The 15,355-nt window shown below is 63.4% G+C and carries 19 protein-coding genes and 3 tRNA genes; 8 read left to right on the forward strand and 14 right to left on the reverse strand.

What is annotated here, in order from left to right:
- Positions 1-22: 22 nt before the first annotated feature.
- On the reverse strand, positions 23-883 hold the full coding sequence (locus IGS55_RS14750; protein WP_230516270.1) for an alpha/beta hydrolase: 861 nt from the start codon (positions 881-883) through the stop codon (positions 23-25).
- A complete protein-coding gene (locus IGS55_RS14755; RefSeq protein WP_230516271.1) occupies positions 880-1,050 on the reverse strand; it encodes a hypothetical protein in 171 nt (56 codons plus the stop codon). Before IGS55_RS14755 ends, IGS55_RS14750 begins: the two co-directional genes overlap by 4 nt.
- Positions 1,051-1,240: 190 nt before the next feature.
- Here IGS55_RS14755 and IGS55_RS14760 point away from each other — a divergent pair, with 190 nt between their 5' ends.
- The 3 genes from IGS55_RS14760 to IGS55_RS14770 are packed head-to-tail and all read left to right on the forward strand — an operon-like array spanning position 1,241 to position 3,629.
- Positions 1,241-2,200 (forward strand): LysR family transcriptional regulator, encoded by a 960-nt coding sequence (locus IGS55_RS14760; RefSeq protein WP_230516272.1) that lies wholly within the window; start codon positions 1,241-1,243, stop codon positions 2,198-2,200.
- The gene (locus IGS55_RS14765) at positions 2,197-3,174 is read left to right on the forward strand and encodes a D-2-hydroxyacid dehydrogenase (protein WP_230516273.1); all 978 of its coding nucleotides are present in this window, start codon (positions 2,197-2,199) and stop codon (positions 3,172-3,174) included. Before IGS55_RS14760 ends, IGS55_RS14765 begins: the two co-directional genes overlap by 4 nt.
- On the forward strand, positions 3,171-3,629 hold the full coding sequence (locus IGS55_RS14770; RefSeq protein WP_230516274.1) for a hypothetical protein: 459 nt from the start codon (positions 3,171-3,173) through the stop codon (positions 3,627-3,629). Before IGS55_RS14765 ends, IGS55_RS14770 begins: the two co-directional genes overlap by 4 nt.
- A gap of 3 nt (positions 3,630-3,632) precedes the next feature.
- Here IGS55_RS14770 and IGS55_RS14775 read toward each other — a convergent pair whose 3' ends face one another.
- The 7 genes from IGS55_RS14775 to IGS55_RS14805 all read right to left on the reverse strand — a co-directional run bounded on the left by IGS55_RS14775 (position 3,633) and on the right by IGS55_RS14805 (position 8,534).
- On the reverse strand, positions 3,633-4,136 hold the full coding sequence (locus IGS55_RS14775; RefSeq protein WP_230516275.1) for a DUF1993 family protein: 504 nt from the start codon (positions 4,134-4,136) through the stop codon (positions 3,633-3,635).
- 60 nt (positions 4,137-4,196) lie between these two features.
- Positions 4,197-5,078: an alpha/beta hydrolase family esterase gene (locus IGS55_RS14780; protein ID WP_230516276.1), complete on the reverse strand. Its 882-nt coding sequence runs from the start codon at positions 5,076-5,078 to the stop codon at positions 4,197-4,199.
- Positions 5,079-5,153: 75 nt separating this feature from the next.
- On the reverse strand, positions 5,154-6,377 hold the full coding sequence (locus IGS55_RS14785) for a sensor histidine kinase (protein ID WP_230516277.1): 1,224 nt from the start codon (positions 6,375-6,377) through the stop codon (positions 5,154-5,156).
- Positions 6,374-7,075 carry a response regulator transcription factor gene (locus tag IGS55_RS14790; protein WP_230516278.1) on the reverse strand — a complete coding sequence of 234 codons (702 nt, stop codon included), beginning with the start codon at positions 7,073-7,075 and terminating at the stop codon, positions 6,374-6,376. Before IGS55_RS14790 ends, IGS55_RS14785 begins: the two co-directional genes overlap by 4 nt.
- Complete coding sequence (locus IGS55_RS14795) at positions 7,072-7,611, reverse strand: GNAT family N-acetyltransferase (RefSeq protein ID WP_230516279.1); 540 nt, start codon at positions 7,609-7,611, stop codon at positions 7,072-7,074. The genes IGS55_RS14790 and IGS55_RS14795 overlap by 4 nt, the downstream gene beginning before the upstream one ends.
- A gap of 15 nt (positions 7,612-7,626) precedes the next feature.
- Positions 7,627-7,974, reverse strand: coding sequence for an SMI1/KNR4 family protein (locus IGS55_RS14800; RefSeq protein ID WP_230516280.1), 348 nt, complete (start codon positions 7,972-7,974; stop codon positions 7,627-7,629).
- The gene (locus IGS55_RS14805; RefSeq protein WP_034751971.1) at positions 7,971-8,534 is read right to left on the reverse strand and encodes a GNAT family N-acetyltransferase; all 564 of its coding nucleotides are present in this window, start codon (positions 8,532-8,534) and stop codon (positions 7,971-7,973) included. Before IGS55_RS14805 ends, IGS55_RS14800 begins: the two co-directional genes overlap by 4 nt.
- Before the next feature lie 178 nt (positions 8,535-8,712).
- On the opposite strand from IGS55_RS14805, the gene IGS55_RS14810 reads away from it, so the two are divergent.
- The 4 genes from IGS55_RS14810 (at position 8,713) to IGS55_RS14825 (ending at position 11,658) form a co-directional block, all read left to right on the forward strand.
- On the forward strand, positions 8,713-9,474 hold the full coding sequence (locus IGS55_RS14810; RefSeq protein ID WP_230516281.1) for a CPBP family intramembrane glutamic endopeptidase: 762 nt from the start codon (positions 8,713-8,715) through the stop codon (positions 9,472-9,474).
- Positions 9,475-9,483: 9 nt separating this feature from the next.
- Positions 9,484-10,140 (forward strand): hypothetical protein, encoded by a 657-nt coding sequence (locus IGS55_RS14815; RefSeq protein WP_230516282.1) that lies wholly within the window; start codon positions 9,484-9,486, stop codon positions 10,138-10,140.
- The gene (locus IGS55_RS14820; protein WP_230516283.1) at positions 10,133-10,957 is read left to right on the forward strand and encodes a DUF6624 domain-containing protein; all 825 of its coding nucleotides are present in this window, start codon (positions 10,133-10,135) and stop codon (positions 10,955-10,957) included. Before IGS55_RS14815 ends, IGS55_RS14820 begins: the two co-directional genes overlap by 8 nt.
- Positions 10,958-11,151: 194 nt before the next feature.
- On the forward strand, positions 11,152-11,658 hold the full coding sequence (locus tag IGS55_RS14825) for an AAA family ATPase (protein WP_230516284.1): 507 nt from the start codon (positions 11,152-11,154) through the stop codon (positions 11,656-11,658).
- Here the strand turns inward: IGS55_RS14825 and IGS55_RS14830 are convergent.
- Positions 11,655-12,800 (reverse strand): alpha-hydroxy acid oxidase, encoded by a 1,146-nt coding sequence (locus IGS55_RS14830; RefSeq protein ID WP_230516285.1) that lies wholly within the window; start codon positions 12,798-12,800, stop codon positions 11,655-11,657. The genes IGS55_RS14825 and IGS55_RS14830 overlap by 4 nt on opposite strands.
- A gap of 82 nt (positions 12,801-12,882) precedes the next feature.
- The gene (locus IGS55_RS14835; RefSeq protein WP_230516286.1) at positions 12,883-13,839 is read right to left on the reverse strand and encodes a phytanoyl-CoA dioxygenase family protein; all 957 of its coding nucleotides are present in this window, start codon (positions 13,837-13,839) and stop codon (positions 12,883-12,885) included.
- Positions 13,840-13,954: 115 nt separating this feature from the next.
- On the opposite strand from IGS55_RS14835, the gene IGS55_RS14840 reads away from it, so the two are divergent.
- A complete protein-coding gene (locus IGS55_RS14840; RefSeq protein WP_230516287.1) occupies positions 13,955-14,830 on the forward strand; it encodes a helix-turn-helix domain-containing protein in 876 nt (291 codons plus the stop codon).
- A 55-nt stretch (positions 14,831-14,885) separates the two neighbouring features.
- On the opposite strand, the gene IGS55_RS14845 is transcribed toward IGS55_RS14840, so the two are convergent.
- The 3 genes from IGS55_RS14845 to IGS55_RS14855 all read right to left on the reverse strand — a co-directional run bounded on the left by IGS55_RS14845 (position 14,886) and on the right by IGS55_RS14855 (position 15,354).
- Positions 14,886-14,962 (reverse strand) — tRNA-Arg (locus IGS55_RS14845).
- Between the two features lie 160 nt (positions 14,963-15,122).
- Positions 15,123-15,199 (reverse strand) — tRNA-Arg (locus tag IGS55_RS14850).
- Positions 15,200-15,277: 78 nt separating this feature from the next.
- Positions 15,278-15,354, reverse strand: a tRNA-Arg gene (locus tag IGS55_RS14855).
- Between the last annotated feature and the right edge of the window lies 1 nt (position 15,355).

Below are 15,355 nucleotides of genomic sequence, written 5' to 3' on the forward strand. Positions count from 1 at the left end.
TGCGGTACCGCGGATGGCGGCGTCATGACTCGGGCTCCTGCCCCAGTCCAGCGACAAAGCTGGCGATTTCACTCAATACCTGCACCTTGCAGGCGCACTCATTGCGGGCGCCCGCATCCTGCAGCGGCGCGGCGGCCATGCGCCGCACGGTGGTTTTGATGCCGCAGGCAATCAATTTGCTGCCGTATTGTTCAGCCTCGTCGCGCAATGGGTCGTCTTCGCTGGAAAGGATGAGCGCTGGCGGCAGATTCTTCAGGCGGCTCGACTGCAATGGCGACGCGTACGGATGGCTACGGTCAGCGGCATTCGGCAGGTAGCCACGGTAGGCGGCGGCGCATTGATCGGCCACCTCCGCCAGGTCCGGGCAGCTCGGCAAGTGGCGCATCGAACACGTCGACAGACCGGGATCGAGCATGGGCATGATCAGCACCTGGCCCGCGAGGGGAGGTCCGCCCCGGTCACGCGACATCATGGCGCACACGGCGGCCAGATTGGCGCCCGCCTCGATGCCCGATACCAACATCTGCTTGCCCGTCCAGCCCAGCTTGGACTTGTTCTTTTTTGCCCACAGCAGCACGGCGTGCGCGTCTTCCACGGCGGCGGGGAACGGCCGCACCTTCGCCAGTGTATAGTTCGCGGCCAGCACCACGTGGTCGGGATTGCTCAGCACGAGGCAGCGCAGGAAGTCGTCCGCATCGTCCAGGTCGCCGTCGACAAAACCGCCGCCATGGAAGAAGACGATCAGGCTGGCCTGCTTGGCGCCCGGCACGCCAGCCGTGTAGACGCGCGCGCCGAGCGCATCCTGCGCGCCCTGGACCTGGATGTCGCGTATCTTCAGCGCCTGGCCAGGAGCCAGTTCGATCGCGGTGCCGGCAACGCTCATTGCGCCACCACCGGCTGCACGGCAGCATCAAGTACCGTGTCGTTCAGGCACAACAGGGCGACCCCGCCCACTTCATGGGTCAGGGCGCTATAAGCACTGGCTTCGCTTTGCGCCGCCAGTGAATACGCATCCGTCGATACCATCGCGGCCAGAGCGAGCGAGCTCATAGCGAGAGCGAGCACTGCAAAGATTCCATTCCGATAAGCCATGATGTTTCTCCTGTTGTACTTCCTGCGGCATCACATTTATGCTGCAGTACAACAACTATAGACTTGATCTACAATCTGATAAAGAGTGCAATGACGAATTGATTGTTCAGGATCCTGAATAATCGCGGATAAAGTGACAGGAATTCAAGTGAACAAGCTGCAAGCAATGGAAGTTTTCATTCAAGTCGTCGATGCGGGCGGCTTTACGCGCGCGGCGGAAAACATGCAGCTGCCAAAAGCCACCGTGTCGACCCTGATCCAGTCGCTGGAAGCGAGCCTGTCGGTCAAGTTGCTCAACCGCACCACGCGCCACGTCAGCATCACCTCCGACGGCGCCGCGTATTACGAACGCTGCGTGCGCATCCTGTCGGACGTGCGCGAGGCAGAGGAATCGCTGTCGCGCACGCGATTGAGCCCCAGCGGACGGCTGCGCGTGGATGCGCCCACGGCACTGGCCAGCGAACTGCTCATCCCCGCCCTGCCCGACTTTTTTGCCCGCTACCCGGACATCTCGCTGGAACTCGGTTGCAGCGACCGTCCCGTCGACCTGATCGAGGAAGGCGTCGACTGCGCCGTGCGCGGCGGCGAGCTGGGCGATTTGAACCTGATCGCGCGCCGGGTCGGCGTGCTGCATTTCATCACCTGCGCCGCGCCCGGCTACCTGGCGCGCTACGGCACGCCGCTGCACCCGAACGACCTGGCGCAGCACCGGGGCGTGAATTTCTTCTCCGCCAAGACGGGCAAGACCTTCGACTGGGATTTCACGCGCGCCGGCGAACGCATCCAGATGTCCATGCCCAGCCATATCGCCCTGAACGACTCGAACGCCTACGCCGCGGCCGGCCTGGCGGGCCTGGGCATCGTGCAAATGACGCATTTCATGCTTGCGCCCCTGATGGAACAGGGCAAAATGGTGGAATTGCTGGGCGATTGGGAATCCGACCCGCTGCCCATCCATGTGATCTATCCGCCCAACCGCCACCTGTCCGCCAAGGTGCGCGTGTTTGTCGAATGGGTCGCCGACATGTTTACCAACCACCCGGCCACGCAGCTGAAGGGCAAGAGCAGCCTTCCCGCGCGTGCCGCCCTGACCGAGGCCCAGCCATGACCGCAGCAAGCACACCGCCGCACCCGCACCGCATCGTCTTTCTCGACCGCGACAGCCTGATCGCCACCGTGCGCCCGCCCGCCTTCGCCCACAGCTGGGAAGAATATCCACATACCAAGGGCAGCGAGCAGACGGTAGCCCGCCTGCAGGGCGCCACCATCGCCATCACGAACAAGGTGCCGCTGCGCGCGGCCGAGCTGGCGCAGCTGCCCGAGCTGAAGATGATCGCCGTGGCCGCCACCGGCACGGACATCCTCGACCTGGCCGCCTGCCGCGAGCGGGGCATCGTCGTGGCGAATATCCGCGACTATGCGCGCGCCACCGTGCCCGAACACACGCTGGCCCTGATGCTGGCCCTGCGCCGGCAATTGATCGCCTACCGCTTTGATGTGGAAGCGGGCCTGTGGCAGGCATCGGACCGCTTCTGCCTGTTCGGCCACCCGATCCGCGACTTGGCGGGCAGCCGCCTGGGTTTGCTCGGCTACGGCGCGCTGGGCAAGTCCGTGGCGCAGCTGGGACGCGCCTTCGGCATGCAGGTGATCGTCCACAACCGTTCGCCCATCGCCGACGACGGCGTGACGCAAGTGAGCTTCGATGACTTGCTGGCCACGTCCGACGTGCTGAGCCTGCACCTGCCGCTGACGGACAAGACGCGCAACATCATCGGCGCGAAGGAACTGGCGCGCATGCAGCCGACGTCGCTGTTGATCAACACGGCGCGGGGCGGCCTCGTCGATGAAGCGGCGCTGGCCGATGCATTGACCCTTGGCGTGATCGCCGGCGCCGGTTTCGACGTGCTATCGAAGGAGCCGCCGCTGCCCGACAACCCGCTGTTGAATTTGCGCCTGCCCAACTTCATCCTCACGCCGCACACGGCCTGGGCCAGTGGCGAAGCCATGCAAAAGCTGGCGGACATCCTGATCGGCAATATCGAAGCGTTCGAGCGTGGCGCCCCGACGAACGTGCTGGCATGAGCGTCTTGCACGAACTCGATGAACTGCTGTGCGGCGATAACGAGGAATACGACCGCCTCGACCTGTTTCACGAAGCGGACGAGCTGATCGGGCAACTGCGAGTGGCCGACGTGCCCGCACTGCTGGCCCTGTGGCAGGCCCGCAACCTGTGCTGGCGGCAGCGCTACACGCAAGCGAGCGGCTCCATCGACGGCGCCGTGCTGCGCGCCCTGCTGGCCGGTTTGCTGCAGATCAAGGAGACCACCTATGGCGTGTTCGAACTGATGAACCGCCTGCCGCCCGTGGCCGACAATTCTCAGCTCAACGCGGCCCTGCTCGATTATGCGGAGCAAGCCTGGCATGCACAGGGATCGACACAGCACCGGCAAATCCAGATCAGCTGCTGGAGTTGCGGGCTGTCGGGCCGGCTGTTGAAACGGCTGGGGTTTTCCGCCTGGAAGGAAGCGGGACTGTAGTTCTTACGACGCGGCCGGCGTCTCGAAGGAAAATCCCGGCGCATACGCGTGATAGCCGTCGAAATCGCCCTTGCCGATGGCCACGCCTTGGCTGCGGGCAATCGCATATGCCATGCTGAAGTGGAAATAGAAATTCGGCAGGATATACAAATTGAGGTATTCATCGGCCGGCAGCGCGATGTCGGCAAAGCCGGCGCGGTCGCGGCAGATGCGTTCAGGCGGCCCGTCAAAACGTTCGGCGGGAATGTCCTTGAGGTAGCGCGTGGTCTGTGCGATCTGCTCCTGCAGGCTGGCGGCGGCGCTGAAATCGGCCACGTCCAGGCCCGCCAGCGGGCAGCAGCCACGCAGGGAAAAGCTCACGGCCGCACGCACTTGCTGGGCAAACGGCAGCATGTCCGGGTGCAAACGCGCCGCCAGCATCGGCGGCGCGGTGCCGGTCTTGTCGAGCATGGCGGAAAGCTGCGCCAAGGAGCGGCAAAATACGGTGACGGGGTGGCTGTTCATCATTTCCTTATGCAAGATTCAATATGACAAGAGTGTGCCACAGGCAGCCGCGTCCCCGTTACCTTAACGCCGGTGCTTGCTGAAAAATTCCCAGATGACGTCATTCGCATCGACGGCGCGCGTGGTCTTGCCGATGGGTAGGCCGATATTGAAGGCATCGGCGCCCGGCCACGTGTGGCCGCCATCCTTGACGGTGAGCAAGGCAACGCTGGCGCCGCTGTCATCGCCACCCTGCTCCAGCCAGCGCACTTGCGTCGTATCGCCGGCAGGGCCAGGAATCAGGCGCGGCTGCGGCATGGCGCCTTCGATGCCGTTGTGCTTGCGCCAGTAATCGAAGGTGCCCTCCGCCGACAGATAGCCGTTGGCCTTGCCTTCGTGCAGCACGACCTTGTCGGCCGTTCCCTGTATCAACAACATGCCGACCTTGCCGCGCTGTTGATGGTGCTGCACCACAGGTTCCGGCATCGGCGCGCCCACCGAGGCGATGGCGGCGAACTGCTGCGGCAGCTCGGCCGCCAGGCGCAGGGCAAAGAAACCGCCGCGCGACAAGCCCGTCGCATAGATCCGTTTGTCATCGATGCGGTAATCCTGCCTGAGTTTGCTCAACATGGCTTGCGTGAAACCGACGTCATCCGTGCCCGCCAGGTAATCCATGCCGAAACCCACGTTCCAATCCTGCTTGATGCCTTGCGGATACACGACGATGAATTGGTGCCGCTCGGCAGTCTTGTTCATTTGCGTGTACAGCATTTGTTCCGCCATGCTCATGCCGCCGCCATGGAAATTGAAGACGACGGGAAACGCTTGCTGCGGCGCCTGCTCGTAGGCGGCGGGCGTGTAGACGATGTAGCGGCGCTTTTCCTCTTTGTGGACGAGGCTGCTCACTTGCGCCAGAACCGGGATGCTGGTGCACGCCAGCACCAGCAGGCTGATAAGAAATTTCATGCGGTTTTCTCCGTTCATCAAGAGCTTGCAGCTTACGCAGGCGCCGGTGAAATCGCGGTGAAATCTCCCTGCTTTTTATTGCGTCTGGAGCGGAAGAATGTCGACGCGGTAGTATTCCTCGCCCGGCTGGAAACGGATATCCCAGCGCATGGCCTGCGCCACGCGCCCCAGCAAACTTTGTCCATGCGCAAAGCCCTGGATGCGCCGTGGCTGCCCCGCCGGCACCGTATTGCCGATGCTCAGGCAGCCTTGCGCAAACGCGATGCGAATGCGGCAAGCGGGGCCGCCATGGAACAGGGCATTCGCCAGGCAGTTATTAATGAGCAACATCGTCAGCTGCGGATTGCCGATGACATCCAGGCGCTCGGGCAAGTCCAGCGCCAGCAGGCTGGCGTCCCACGGATGTTCGTCGAGCAGGCGCAGCAGGCATTGCTCTATACAGCCGCGCAACTCCATCACGTCGCCGGGCAGCTGCTCGGCCCGTGCCAGCGCGAACAGCACCTCGATGGTGGCGCGCATGTCGTCGACACCCTGGCGCAGCTGCGCCTGTCCATCTGCCGCCAGGGGCCGCGCCTCGGCCAGCGCCAGCGTGTTGTGCATCAAGGTCAGCGGCGTGCGCAGTTCGTGGCTGACATCGCGCGCGAATGCCTGTTCGCGCCGCAACACTGCCTGCAGTTCGGCAAACGTGGTTTCCAGGCGGCGCGCCAGGAAACCGATCTCGTCGGGACGGTCACGCTCGCTGAAATGGACGGCGCCGCCGGGCGCCAGCTGGCGCGCTTCCTGCGCCAATCTCTGCAAGGGCAGCACGAGGCGCCGCGCCAGCCAGTACGCCAGCAGCAAGGCCAGGGCGATCAGCGCCAGCGCCACGCCCAGCACGACACCGCCCACCTCTTGCGCCAGGCGCTGCACCACCAGCACAGGCGCCACGTCGGCCAGCAAATAGCTGCGCTGCGGCTTGCCAGCGGCGACCAGGTCCAGCGCCAGCACGTGATAATGCTGGCCCGTGGTGGTAAACACTTCCCCGCGCGGGGCTGACGGTGACACTTGCTCGCGCACCACTTGAGGCAGATCATGGTAGTTGACGTAAGTCTTGATGAGGTCGTTACCGGAAGGCGTAAGCTCACCGTGCTGGCGCAAATGCTGGCTGACCACCGCCGCTTCGCGCTCGAGCAGGCGCTGCACCAGCATGTCTTCCGTCACGTAGGCGATCACCAGCGCCAGGCCCGTGTAGCACAGGCACAGCAACACGGTGAAACCGGCCAGTGCAGCGAACAGGCGCTGCCGGATCGACCTGCTCATGGAAACGCCGCAGTGTCGAAGGCAAGGCGGTAGCCCAGCTGCGGTATGGTCACCAGCATGCCCGCGCCGCCGGCCAGCTCCAGCTGCTTGCGCAGCGCATAGATATGCGATTTGAGCGCGTCGCTGTCGGGCGGCTGGCTGCCCCACAGATGCTGCAGCAAGGCCGAACGCGACACGGCGTGCGGATATTCGCGGCACAACAGCAGCAAGATTTTAAAACCCGTCTGCGTCAAAGGCAGCGCCACGTCACCGAGCAGGGCGCGCCCTTCGCGCGTCTGCAAGGTGAAGGGGCCCACGCGCATTTCCTGGTGCACGTGCAGCTGCTGCCGGCGCGCCAGCGCTTCGCAGCGCAAGGCCACTTCGCGCAAGTCGAACGGTTTGCTCAGGTAATCGTCGGCGCCGTCGCGAAAGCCGCGCGCCTTGTCTTCATACGCATCGCGCGCCGTCAGCATCAAAATCGGCACATTGCTGGGTGCCCCCGCCTTGATGGCGCGGCACACTTGCAAGCCATCGATGTCGGGCAGGTTCAGGTCCAGCAGCACCACGTCATAGCTGTTGCGCGTGGCCAATTGCACGGCCAGCGCCCCCGTGCCCGCATGGTCGGTCTGCCAGCCCAGGCCGTCGAGGAAGTCGAGCACCTGGCGCGCGATGGCCAGATGGTCTTCCACCAGCAGTATGCTCAAGGGCAAGCGATTCATGGAGTGCCGGCAATGCGCGCATACAGCCAGAAATTGCCGGATCTTCCACGAATTTGCCGGTAGCAGCGCAGATAGCCTTCGCGCTCGAAAGCGCAGCGCTCGAGCACGCGGATCGAACGTTCATTGCTCTCCAGCACAGTTGCCTGGATGCGCAGGAAGCCGAGGCGCTGGAAGCCCCAGTCCATGACCGACGCGGCGATGGACGTGGCCACGCCCTGCCCCCATATGGCAGGAGACAGATCGTAGGCGATTTCGGCCGTGCGGTGCTGCGGGGAAATGGCATTGAAGCCGATCGTGCCCACCATCGTGCCGCCGTCGCGCAGCACGATGGCCAGGCGGATGGACGACGCTGGCTGGGCCGAGGCGTAATCATCGAAATTGGCCTGCAGATCGTCGGCGCAACGCAAGTCCCAGCTCGTATGCTCCACGACGACAGGATCGGCCAGGTAGGCATACCAGGCGGGCGCATCGCTGCGTTCCAGGTGGCGCAACGTCACCAGGGCATGATCCGAACTGGGTAAATCGACAGCTTTCATTGCTTGGCATCCTCCTCAGGCTAGCGGGCAACCGGCGGCCAGCCAGGATGTAAAATCATTGGCGGCCACCTCAAAATCATCGCGCTGCATCGAACCATGCCCGACCAGGTACACGGCGCGGTCGCCGCCATCGAGCGCCAGCATGACGGCGCGCCCGCCGCTGTCGTCGCCGATGGTGATGTAGCCGGGGCAGGATTGCAGCGTGTCATATGTTTCGTTACGCTCCACCAAACTTTCTGCGCCATACAGCAATACCTGCTCGCCGCAGAGACCTTCCTGCCAGTCCTGGAGAAAGCGCAGGTAGTACGCCGGCAAGGCGCGGCCCAGCCAGCGCTCGAGCGCTTCGGTTTCCTGCTGGCTCACGCGGCGCCTTTGCGCCGTGCCTCCCACGTACGCCGCAGCAAGCCGTACAGGGCCGTATCGCTGACGTGGCCTCCGACGATCCAGCGTTCGGGCAAGAAACCTTCCTTGCTGAAACCCTGGCGTTCCAGGGCGCTGGCCGAAGCCGTATTGAGCGGATCGATATCGGCTTCCAGGCGGTTCAGGTCGCGCTCGATGAACGCGTATTCCAGCAGCGCCGACAAGGCTTCCTGCATATAGCCCTTGCCCCAGTGCGGGCGCGCCAGCGCATAGCCGATTTCGGCACGGCGGTTCTGGCGGTGCTCGGAAAACAGGCTGCAGCTGCCCATATATTCGCCCGTCGCCTTCAGCGTGACGGCGAAGCGGAAGAATTCCTCGCTCTCGAAAGCGGCGATGTCCTCGGCAAGCTTGCGTGCGGCGATGCTGGCATCCTGCCATGGCGGTTCGCTGAAATAGCGCATCACTTCGGGATCGGCATGCATGGCGAAGAAGTCCGCTTCATCCGATGGTTGCGGTTTGCGCAGGATCAGGCGTTCAGTGGTGATGGTTTTCGTGTAGGCCATGCGACTCCAATCGAAGGTTCAAACGGGCAATGCTTATTATTCCATGCAACTATAACGAAGTGGCAATTTTGTGACGGTGCTTTTCATGTAATATGGCAATATTCCTCCATATCATTGATGCAACTTCATGATCCGCTTATGCCCGCAGTAAAAGACGCAGCACGTACCGAAGCCGGCCATGTCCATCCCTAGAGTCCACCTCACCATGCCGTTCGCCCTCATCGCACTGGCCGTCTGGCTGGGCTTGAGCATGGGCGGCCGCTGGCTGGAAGCCGCCGGCTACGCCTTGCCGGGCGCAGCCGTCACCGGCCGTATCGGCCTGTCGTGGGCGCTGGCCGCACTGTTCGCGCTGGCGCTGCTGCTCGCGTCAAGCCAGCGCCGCGAAGCGGGCCTGTGCGCGCCGCAGCCATGGAAAACGCTGTGGCTCGTCTGGCCGCCCCTGCTGTATGCGCTACTGATGCTGTTGCTGGCCTGGGCCGGCGGCTGGCCGCAGCCGCGCGTGCTGCTGATCGTCGCGTGCAATGCGGCGCTGGTGGCCATCTCGGAAGAACTGATGTTCCGCGCCATCTTGTTGCAGGGCATGCTGGACCGCTACGCCGTCTGGCCGGCCGTCCTGATTTCCTCGGCGCTGTTCGGCCTGGCCCACACGGCCAACGGCCTGGCCACGGGCGACGTCAGCGGCGCCTTGTGGCAAGCCGTGGCCGCCACCTTGCAGGGCGTCGGTTATGCGGCCATCCGGCTGCGCACCCGCTCGATATGGCCGATGGTGTTCGTGCATGGGCTATGGGATTACGCGCTGGTAACGGCCACCTTGCCGAACCCGGCCGAAGACGGCATGTCCATCCTGCCATACGTCGCCCTGCTGGCCGTGCTGCCCTTGTGCCTGTACGGCGTCTACCTGCTGCGCCCGAGCCAGCGCGCGGCCTTGTTGTCCCCTTAAGGAATCCGCATGGCGTTTTTTTCACGTGGCTACGAGGTATTCCTGCTGCTGGCCGCGCCCGGTGCGCCGCCGCTATGGGAGGCTACGCAATGGACACCGTTTGCGGCCAGCCTCGACGACCTCATGGCACGAGCGCGGGGCAAGGCCGGCGTGCGCAACCATCAATACAATCCCAAGGGCAAGCCGATTTCCTTTGGCCGCCTGGGCTGGGACGCCAAATCGCACGCCAAGTGGACGCACACGCCGGAAACGACCGAAGTCCGCTTCATGAGCCTGGAAGCGTGGGCGCCCACCTGGACCGTCTGCGAAAAGGACGACCAGGCGCCCGATGTATTCCTCGCCCTGGCCAATGAATCGCTGCTGGGACGGGCCGGCAAATCCCTGCAATTTGGCCAGCGCCTGGTGTGCGCCATCGCCACGGACATGGGTTCCGCTGCTGCCGCTACCTTGCGGCAATCCTTGACGCAACTGGCCGCGCAGCAAGACGCCGTCGTCTTCGCCCACACGCAACGCCAGTGGGGCCGCGCCGCGTATGGCGGTTTCACGGGCGCCATCCAGGATATGCTGATCGGCGGCCTGTTCCAGCCCGACGACCCGCATGCGCGGCCGCTCGATGACACCGCGTTCCAAGATGTATGGAGCAAACTCGACATCCACCATGCATGAACGCACTCCCATGCCACGCCTGAGCTTTGCCATCCTGCTGTGCTGGAGCGTCCATGCGGGCGCCTTCGAACTGAGCGGCACCATCCGCAGCAACGGCCCGCCGCTGCCGCAAGCCATCAGCATTGTTGCCGAGCGCATGCACGGCGAGCCGCAGATACATGGCACGGTCGAAAATGGCCGCTACCGCATTGATGTACCGGAAGGCGGCACACTGGCACTGCTTTTGCAATCGCCCGGCTGGGAAGCGGAACCCAAGCTCATCTTCAGCGTGGCCACGGCGGGCGCGCTGGACTTCCTGCTGTATCCGGCCGCGGTGCCCGAGGCGGCGCTGGCAGCCGAATTGCGGACCATGGAACAGGAAGACCAGTCCCTGCGCGCGGGATTCCCGCCAACGGGGCCGGACCTGGCCACGCGCCAGCGCATGCTGGCCACGGATGAAGCACGCGAGCAACGCTTGCGGCACATCATCGCCAGCAAGGGCTGGCCCACGCAAACGATGGTCGGCTACAAGGCGGCGGGCAGCGCCTGGCTGATCGCCCAGCATGGTTCCAGTGCCTTCCTCAAAAGCAGCCTGCCGCTGATGCGCGCGGCAGCGGCAAGGGGAGAAATCACGCCCTCGAAGCTGGCACTGGCGATCGACCGCGACTTGAGCAATGACAAGCTGCCGCAGCTGTACGGCAGCCAGTTCCGCACGGATAGCACCGGCAAGACGGTGCCCTTCCCCATCGACGATCCGCAGCGCCTGGAGCAGCGCCGCGCCAGCATGGGCATGGAACCGTATGCGCAGTACCGGCAGTTATTCGAAAAGGACAATTGACAACGCCAACCGTCGCATGGCATCGTTGCGCCATGCCATCGCCATTCCCGCCCCTGCCATCGATTATTGCCGCCATTTCACACATGGTGGCTGGACAGGAATGACATTGACCAAGCCGCCTGCAAGGCGGCTTTGATCGGCAACAAATAATCAAGACGTCTCGCAGGCTTTGTTTTCACTTTCAGCGAGCGACCATGCACACCACTTCCAGCACCCCCGTTATCCCCACCCTGCACCTCGTGTGCGGCAAGATTGCTTCCGGAAAATCCACCTTGACGGCCCGGCTGGCCAGTGCGCCAAAGACCGTGCGCATCAGCGAAGATACTTTATTGACGCAGCTGTATCCGGGCCAGATCGCCAGCCTGGCCGACTATGTGGCCTGCGCGGCGCGGCTGCGCGCGGCCATCGCCCCTTTGGCCCTGCAACTGCTGCGGGCGGGCGTATCCGTCGTGCTCGATTTTCCCGCGAATACGCCGGCCAGCCGCGCGTGGATGCGCGAGCTGTTCCAGCAGGCGGGCACGCCGCACGTGCTGCATTATCTCGACGTTTCGGACGAAGAATGCAAGGCGCGCCTGCGCCAGCGCAATGCCAGCGGGCTGCACCCGTTCTCGACCAGCGACGCGCAATTTGATGAAATCACGCGCCACTTCGTGCCGCCTTCAGTGGCCGAAGGTTTTCATATCGTGCACGTGACCGCTTAAAACGTGCCCGGCAGCAGGATCTTTTTATCGACCTGCTGCAAGTCGCGCAAGCCGCAAAAGGCCATCGTCAGGTCCAGTTCGTTGCGGATGATGTCCAGGCATTTGGTCACGCCCGGCCCGCCCATGGCGCCCAGGCCGTATAAAAACGGGCGGCCGATGTACACGCCTTTCGCGCCCAGGGCCACGGCCTTGATCACGTCCTGGCCCGAGCGGATGCCGCCGTCCATATGCACTTCGATCTGGCTGCCGACGGCGTCGACGATGGCCGGCAAGGCTTCGATCGACGATTGCGCGCCATCGAGCTGGCGCCCGCCGTGGTTCGAGACGATCAGCGCGTCGGCGCCGCTTTCCACGGCCAGGCGCGCGTCTTCCGGGTCCATGATGCCCTTGATGATCAGTTTGCCGCCCCAGCGCTGCTTGATCCATTCCACGTCCGCCCACGACAGGCTCAGGTCGAACTGCTGCTGCGTCCAGGCCGACAGCGACGACATGTCGGACACGGACGTGGCGTGGCCGACGATGTTGCCGAAGCCGCGCCGTTTCGTGCCCAGCATGCCCGCCACCCAGCGCGGCTTGGTGGCCATGTTGAGGATGTTCGGAATCGTCAGCTTCGGCGGCGCCGACAGGCCGTTGCGCAAGTCCTTGTGGCGCTGGCCCAGCACCTGCAAGTCCAGGGTCAACACGAGCGCGCCGCATTTCGCCGCCTTGGCGCGGTCGATCAGGCGGTTGATGAATTCGCGGTCCTTCATCACGTACAGCTGGAACCAGAACGGCTTTGTCGTGTTCGCCGCCACGTCCTCGATCGAGCAGATGCTCATGGTCGACAGGGTAAACGGCACGCCGAAGCGCTCGGCCGCCTGGGCTGCGAGGATTTCGCCATCGGCATGCTGCATGCCCGTCAAGCCCGTGGGCGACAGGGCCACCGGCATCGAGACGGCCTGCCCCACCATGGTCGAGGCCAGGCTGCGGTTTTCCAGGTTGACGGCCACGCGCTGGCGGAATTTGATCTTGGCGAAATCGCTGTTGTTGGCGCGGTACGTCGATTCCGTCCAGGAGCCGGAATCGGCGTAGTCGTAAAACATGCGCGGCACCCGTTTCTGGGCCAGCACGCGCAAGTCTTCGATGCTGGTGATGATACTCATGCGTTTCCTCGGTCGATGGCAAGTCAAGCCATGATCGTGCATTTGCCTGCAATTGTCTATCCGGCAGGCAATGCCGCCACACTTACCAAGCGCGCGCGCCGAGAATTTTCTCGCCCAGTTCAGTCAACTGCGCTTGCGGATAGCGCAGCTTTTCCTTTTCCTCGGGGTCGCCGGGAAACGCATAGCCTTGCGGCGCGCTGCGCTCGCGCCAGCTTCGCACGCGCCAGTCGCGCAGGGACTGATTGTCTTCCTGGGCCGGCGTAAAGGAGATGTATTGGGCCAGGCGCACCTGGTCCGTCGACGTGTTCGGGCGGATGCCGTGCGCCAGCAGGCTGTTAAAGATCAACAACTCGCCTTTCTTCATGGCGATGAATTCCATCGGGTACGGCACCGTCGCCAAGTCCGGCTGCCATGGATTGCGGTCAAGCGGCACGGTCTTGCGCCACGCCAGCAAGTTGTTGAACAATTCCGGATAGCACTGGAAACCGCCGCTCTCGGGCGACGTATCGGACAGGGCCAGCACGCCTTGCACATTGACGGGCAGCGGATCGAGCGTCGTATCGGCATCCCAATGGATGAAGCCGCCAAACTTGCGCTTGCCATTGTTCGGCGTGTTCAGGTTGGCGCGGTCGATCGTCACCCACAGGTCCTCGCGATCCCAGATGTCGACAAAGGCGTCGTAGACGCGCCGGGTCTGGCGGTTATCCCACAGGGTCTGGTTGTGATACGCCTCGACCATGCCGGAACCGTTGAGTTCCTTCATCGCGTGGTCGCGCAACTGGTCCCGGTTCCAGGTGGCCGGGTCGCTCTCATCGAGTCCCTGGAATTCCCACAGGAAGTCCGTTGTGCGGCGCACCTGCTCGGGCGGCACGGCATCCTTGACGATAACGTAGCCATAGGTTTGCCAGTGCAAGAAGTCGCTGTCGGACAGCACGCGCAACGGCAGCTGTTTCTGGATGTCGCGCAACTGGGTTTGTTCCGTGTAGGCCACGGACGGGTTGCCGGGACGGTCTTCGCCGTACTGATATCGGTCTTGCATCGCTGTCTCCTGTGTTGGTGTGAGACAGATTGTGCTCCGGCCGAGCCAAGCAAAATGCGCGTTGACCGGCCAATACTGATACTATCCTCACCATCAACTCCTTCAAAACGTCACGATGACGCCTTTATTCGAACAAGTCACGATCCCGACAGGCCACTCCTGGGGCTTGCTGTGGCGCGAACTCGATGCCATTCCCTTCATCTGGCATTACCACCCGCAGTTCGAGCTGACCCTGACCGTCAATGCGCGGGGACAGCGCTACATCGGCGACCACCTGGGCGACTTCGAACCGGGCGATCTGGTGCTGCTGGGGCCGAATTTGCCGCACACGTGGTCGGCCAGCGAGCGCATCGACAGCGCGCAACCGATGCTGGCCGTCGTCGTGTGGTTTTCGCTCGAGTGGGTGGCGCAGCTGGCGGCCTGTTTTCCGGAGTTGCACGGCGTACGGCAACTGGCTGCCCGCGCCGGCCCGGCCCTGCATTTTTCAGCGGACACGAGCGCGCGCTGCGCCCATCAACTGCTGCAACTGAATGCCCTGCCCGTGCCGCAGCGCCTGCCGCTGCTGCTCGACGTGCTGCTGGACCTGGCGGGCGATGGCGCCGCGCGGCCGCTGGCCTCGACAGCGCAGGCGCCGATGCATGCCGATGGGCAGCAAAAGCGCATGGCCATCGTGTTTGACTTCATGCACGCGCATTTCCGGGAACAGATCGCACTGGAAACCTTGGCGCAGCGGGCGGCCCTGTCGCTGGGCGCGTTTCACCGCTGTTTCAAGCGCCACGCGCATTGCACGCCGGGTGAATACCTGGCGCGGCTGCGCATCGGGCGCGCCTGCCAACAGCTGATCGAAAGCAATCTCGCCATTGCCGTCATCGCGCAAGAGGCGGGCTACCGCAACCTCGCGCATTTCAACCGCCAGTTCCGCGCCGCCAAGCACGTCACGCCCCGCGCGTTTCGCCTGCAATACCGGCGCGGCGCCAAATACCTGTCGTAAATCCGTTCGGAAACGAAAAAGGGGATCAGATTTTACAATCTGACCCCCAATATTCTGGTGCGGCTGGCAGGAATTGAACCCACGACCCCTTGGTTCGTAGCCAAGTACTCTATCCAGCTGAGCTACAGCCGCCTAAGACAAGATTATAGCAGGGCTTTGCAGAATGGCAAAGGGCGCCGTGCGGATATTTCACAATTGCCCAGGTCGCCAACATGGCCCCAGCTTGCCCGCCATCAGGACGAAAAAAAACCCGGAAAGCGAACTTTCCGGGTTTTTTCACTACTGCTGATACTGGTGCGGCTGGCAGGAATTGAACCCACGACCCCTTGGTTCGTAGCCAAGTACTCTATCCAGCTGAGCTACAGCCGCAAACTCTGACACACTTCGCCGGATGGCGCGAAGCTTGAAACTTTCATCAAAACGAAGCGAACTCCATCTTGGCAATACTGGTGCGGCTGGCAGGAATTGAACCCACGACCCCTTGGTTCGTAGCCAAGTACTCTATCCAGCTGAGCTACAGCCGCA

Origin of the sequence: Janthinobacterium sp. EB271-G4-3-2 (genome assembly GCF_020858035.1) — a bacterium.
GTDB classification, from domain to species: Bacteria; Pseudomonadota; Gammaproteobacteria; order Burkholderiales; family Burkholderiaceae_D; genus Janthinobacterium; species Janthinobacterium aestuarii.

Bases quoted from the DNA above. Each gene is read 5' to 3' on its own strand.
- IGS55_RS14780 (WP_230516276.1), bottom strand. From the start codon at position 5,078: ATGAAATTTCTTATCAGCCTGCTGGTGCTGGCGTGCACCAGCATCCCG.
- IGS55_RS14820 (WP_230516283.1), top strand. From the start codon at position 10,133: ATGCATGAACGCACTCCCATGCCACGCCTGAGCTTTGCCATCCTGCTG.
- IGS55_RS14805 (WP_034751971.1), bottom strand. From the start codon at position 8,534: ATGGCCTACACGAAAACCATCACCACTGAACGCCTGATCCTGCGCAAA.
- IGS55_RS14790 (WP_230516278.1), bottom strand. From the start codon at position 7,075: ATGAATCGCTTGCCCTTGAGCATACTGCTGGTGGAAGACCATCTGGCC.
- IGS55_RS14765 (WP_230516273.1), top strand. From the start codon at position 2,197: ATGACCGCAGCAAGCACACCGCCGCACCCGCACCGCATCGTCTTTCTC.
- IGS55_RS14770 (WP_230516274.1), top strand. From the start codon at position 3,171: ATGAGCGTCTTGCACGAACTCGATGAACTGCTGTGCGGCGATAACGAG.
- IGS55_RS14795 (WP_230516279.1), bottom strand. From the start codon at position 7,611: ATGAAAGCTGTCGATTTACCCAGTTCGGATCATGCCCTGGTGACGTTG.
- IGS55_RS14835 (WP_230516286.1), bottom strand. From the start codon at position 13,839: ATGCAAGACCGATATCAGTACGGCGAAGACCGTCCCGGCAACCCGTCC.
- IGS55_RS14840 (WP_230516287.1), top strand. From the start codon at position 13,955: ATGACGCCTTTATTCGAACAAGTCACGATCCCGACAGGCCACTCCTGG.
- IGS55_RS14750 (WP_230516270.1), bottom strand. From the start codon at position 883: ATGAGCGTTGCCGGCACCGCGATCGAACTGGCTCCTGGCCAGGCGCTG.
- IGS55_RS14810 (WP_230516281.1), top strand. From the start codon at position 8,713: ATGTCCATCCCTAGAGTCCACCTCACCATGCCGTTCGCCCTCATCGCA.
- IGS55_RS14785 (WP_230516277.1), bottom strand. From the start codon at position 6,377: ATGAGCAGGTCGATCCGGCAGCGCCTGTTCGCTGCACTGGCCGGTTTC.
- IGS55_RS14825 (WP_230516284.1), top strand. From the start codon at position 11,152: ATGCACACCACTTCCAGCACCCCCGTTATCCCCACCCTGCACCTCGTG.
- IGS55_RS14755 (WP_230516271.1), bottom strand. From the start codon at position 1,050: ATGAGCTCGCTCGCTCTGGCCGCGATGGTATCGACGGATGCGTATTCA.
- IGS55_RS14775 (WP_230516275.1), bottom strand. From the start codon at position 4,136: ATGATGAACAGCCACCCCGTCACCGTATTTTGCCGCTCCTTGGCGCAG.
- IGS55_RS14815 (WP_230516282.1), top strand. From the start codon at position 9,484: ATGGCGTTTTTTTCACGTGGCTACGAGGTATTCCTGCTGCTGGCCGCG.
- IGS55_RS14830 (WP_230516285.1), bottom strand. From the start codon at position 12,800: ATGAGTATCATCACCAGCATCGAAGACTTGCGCGTGCTGGCCCAGAAA.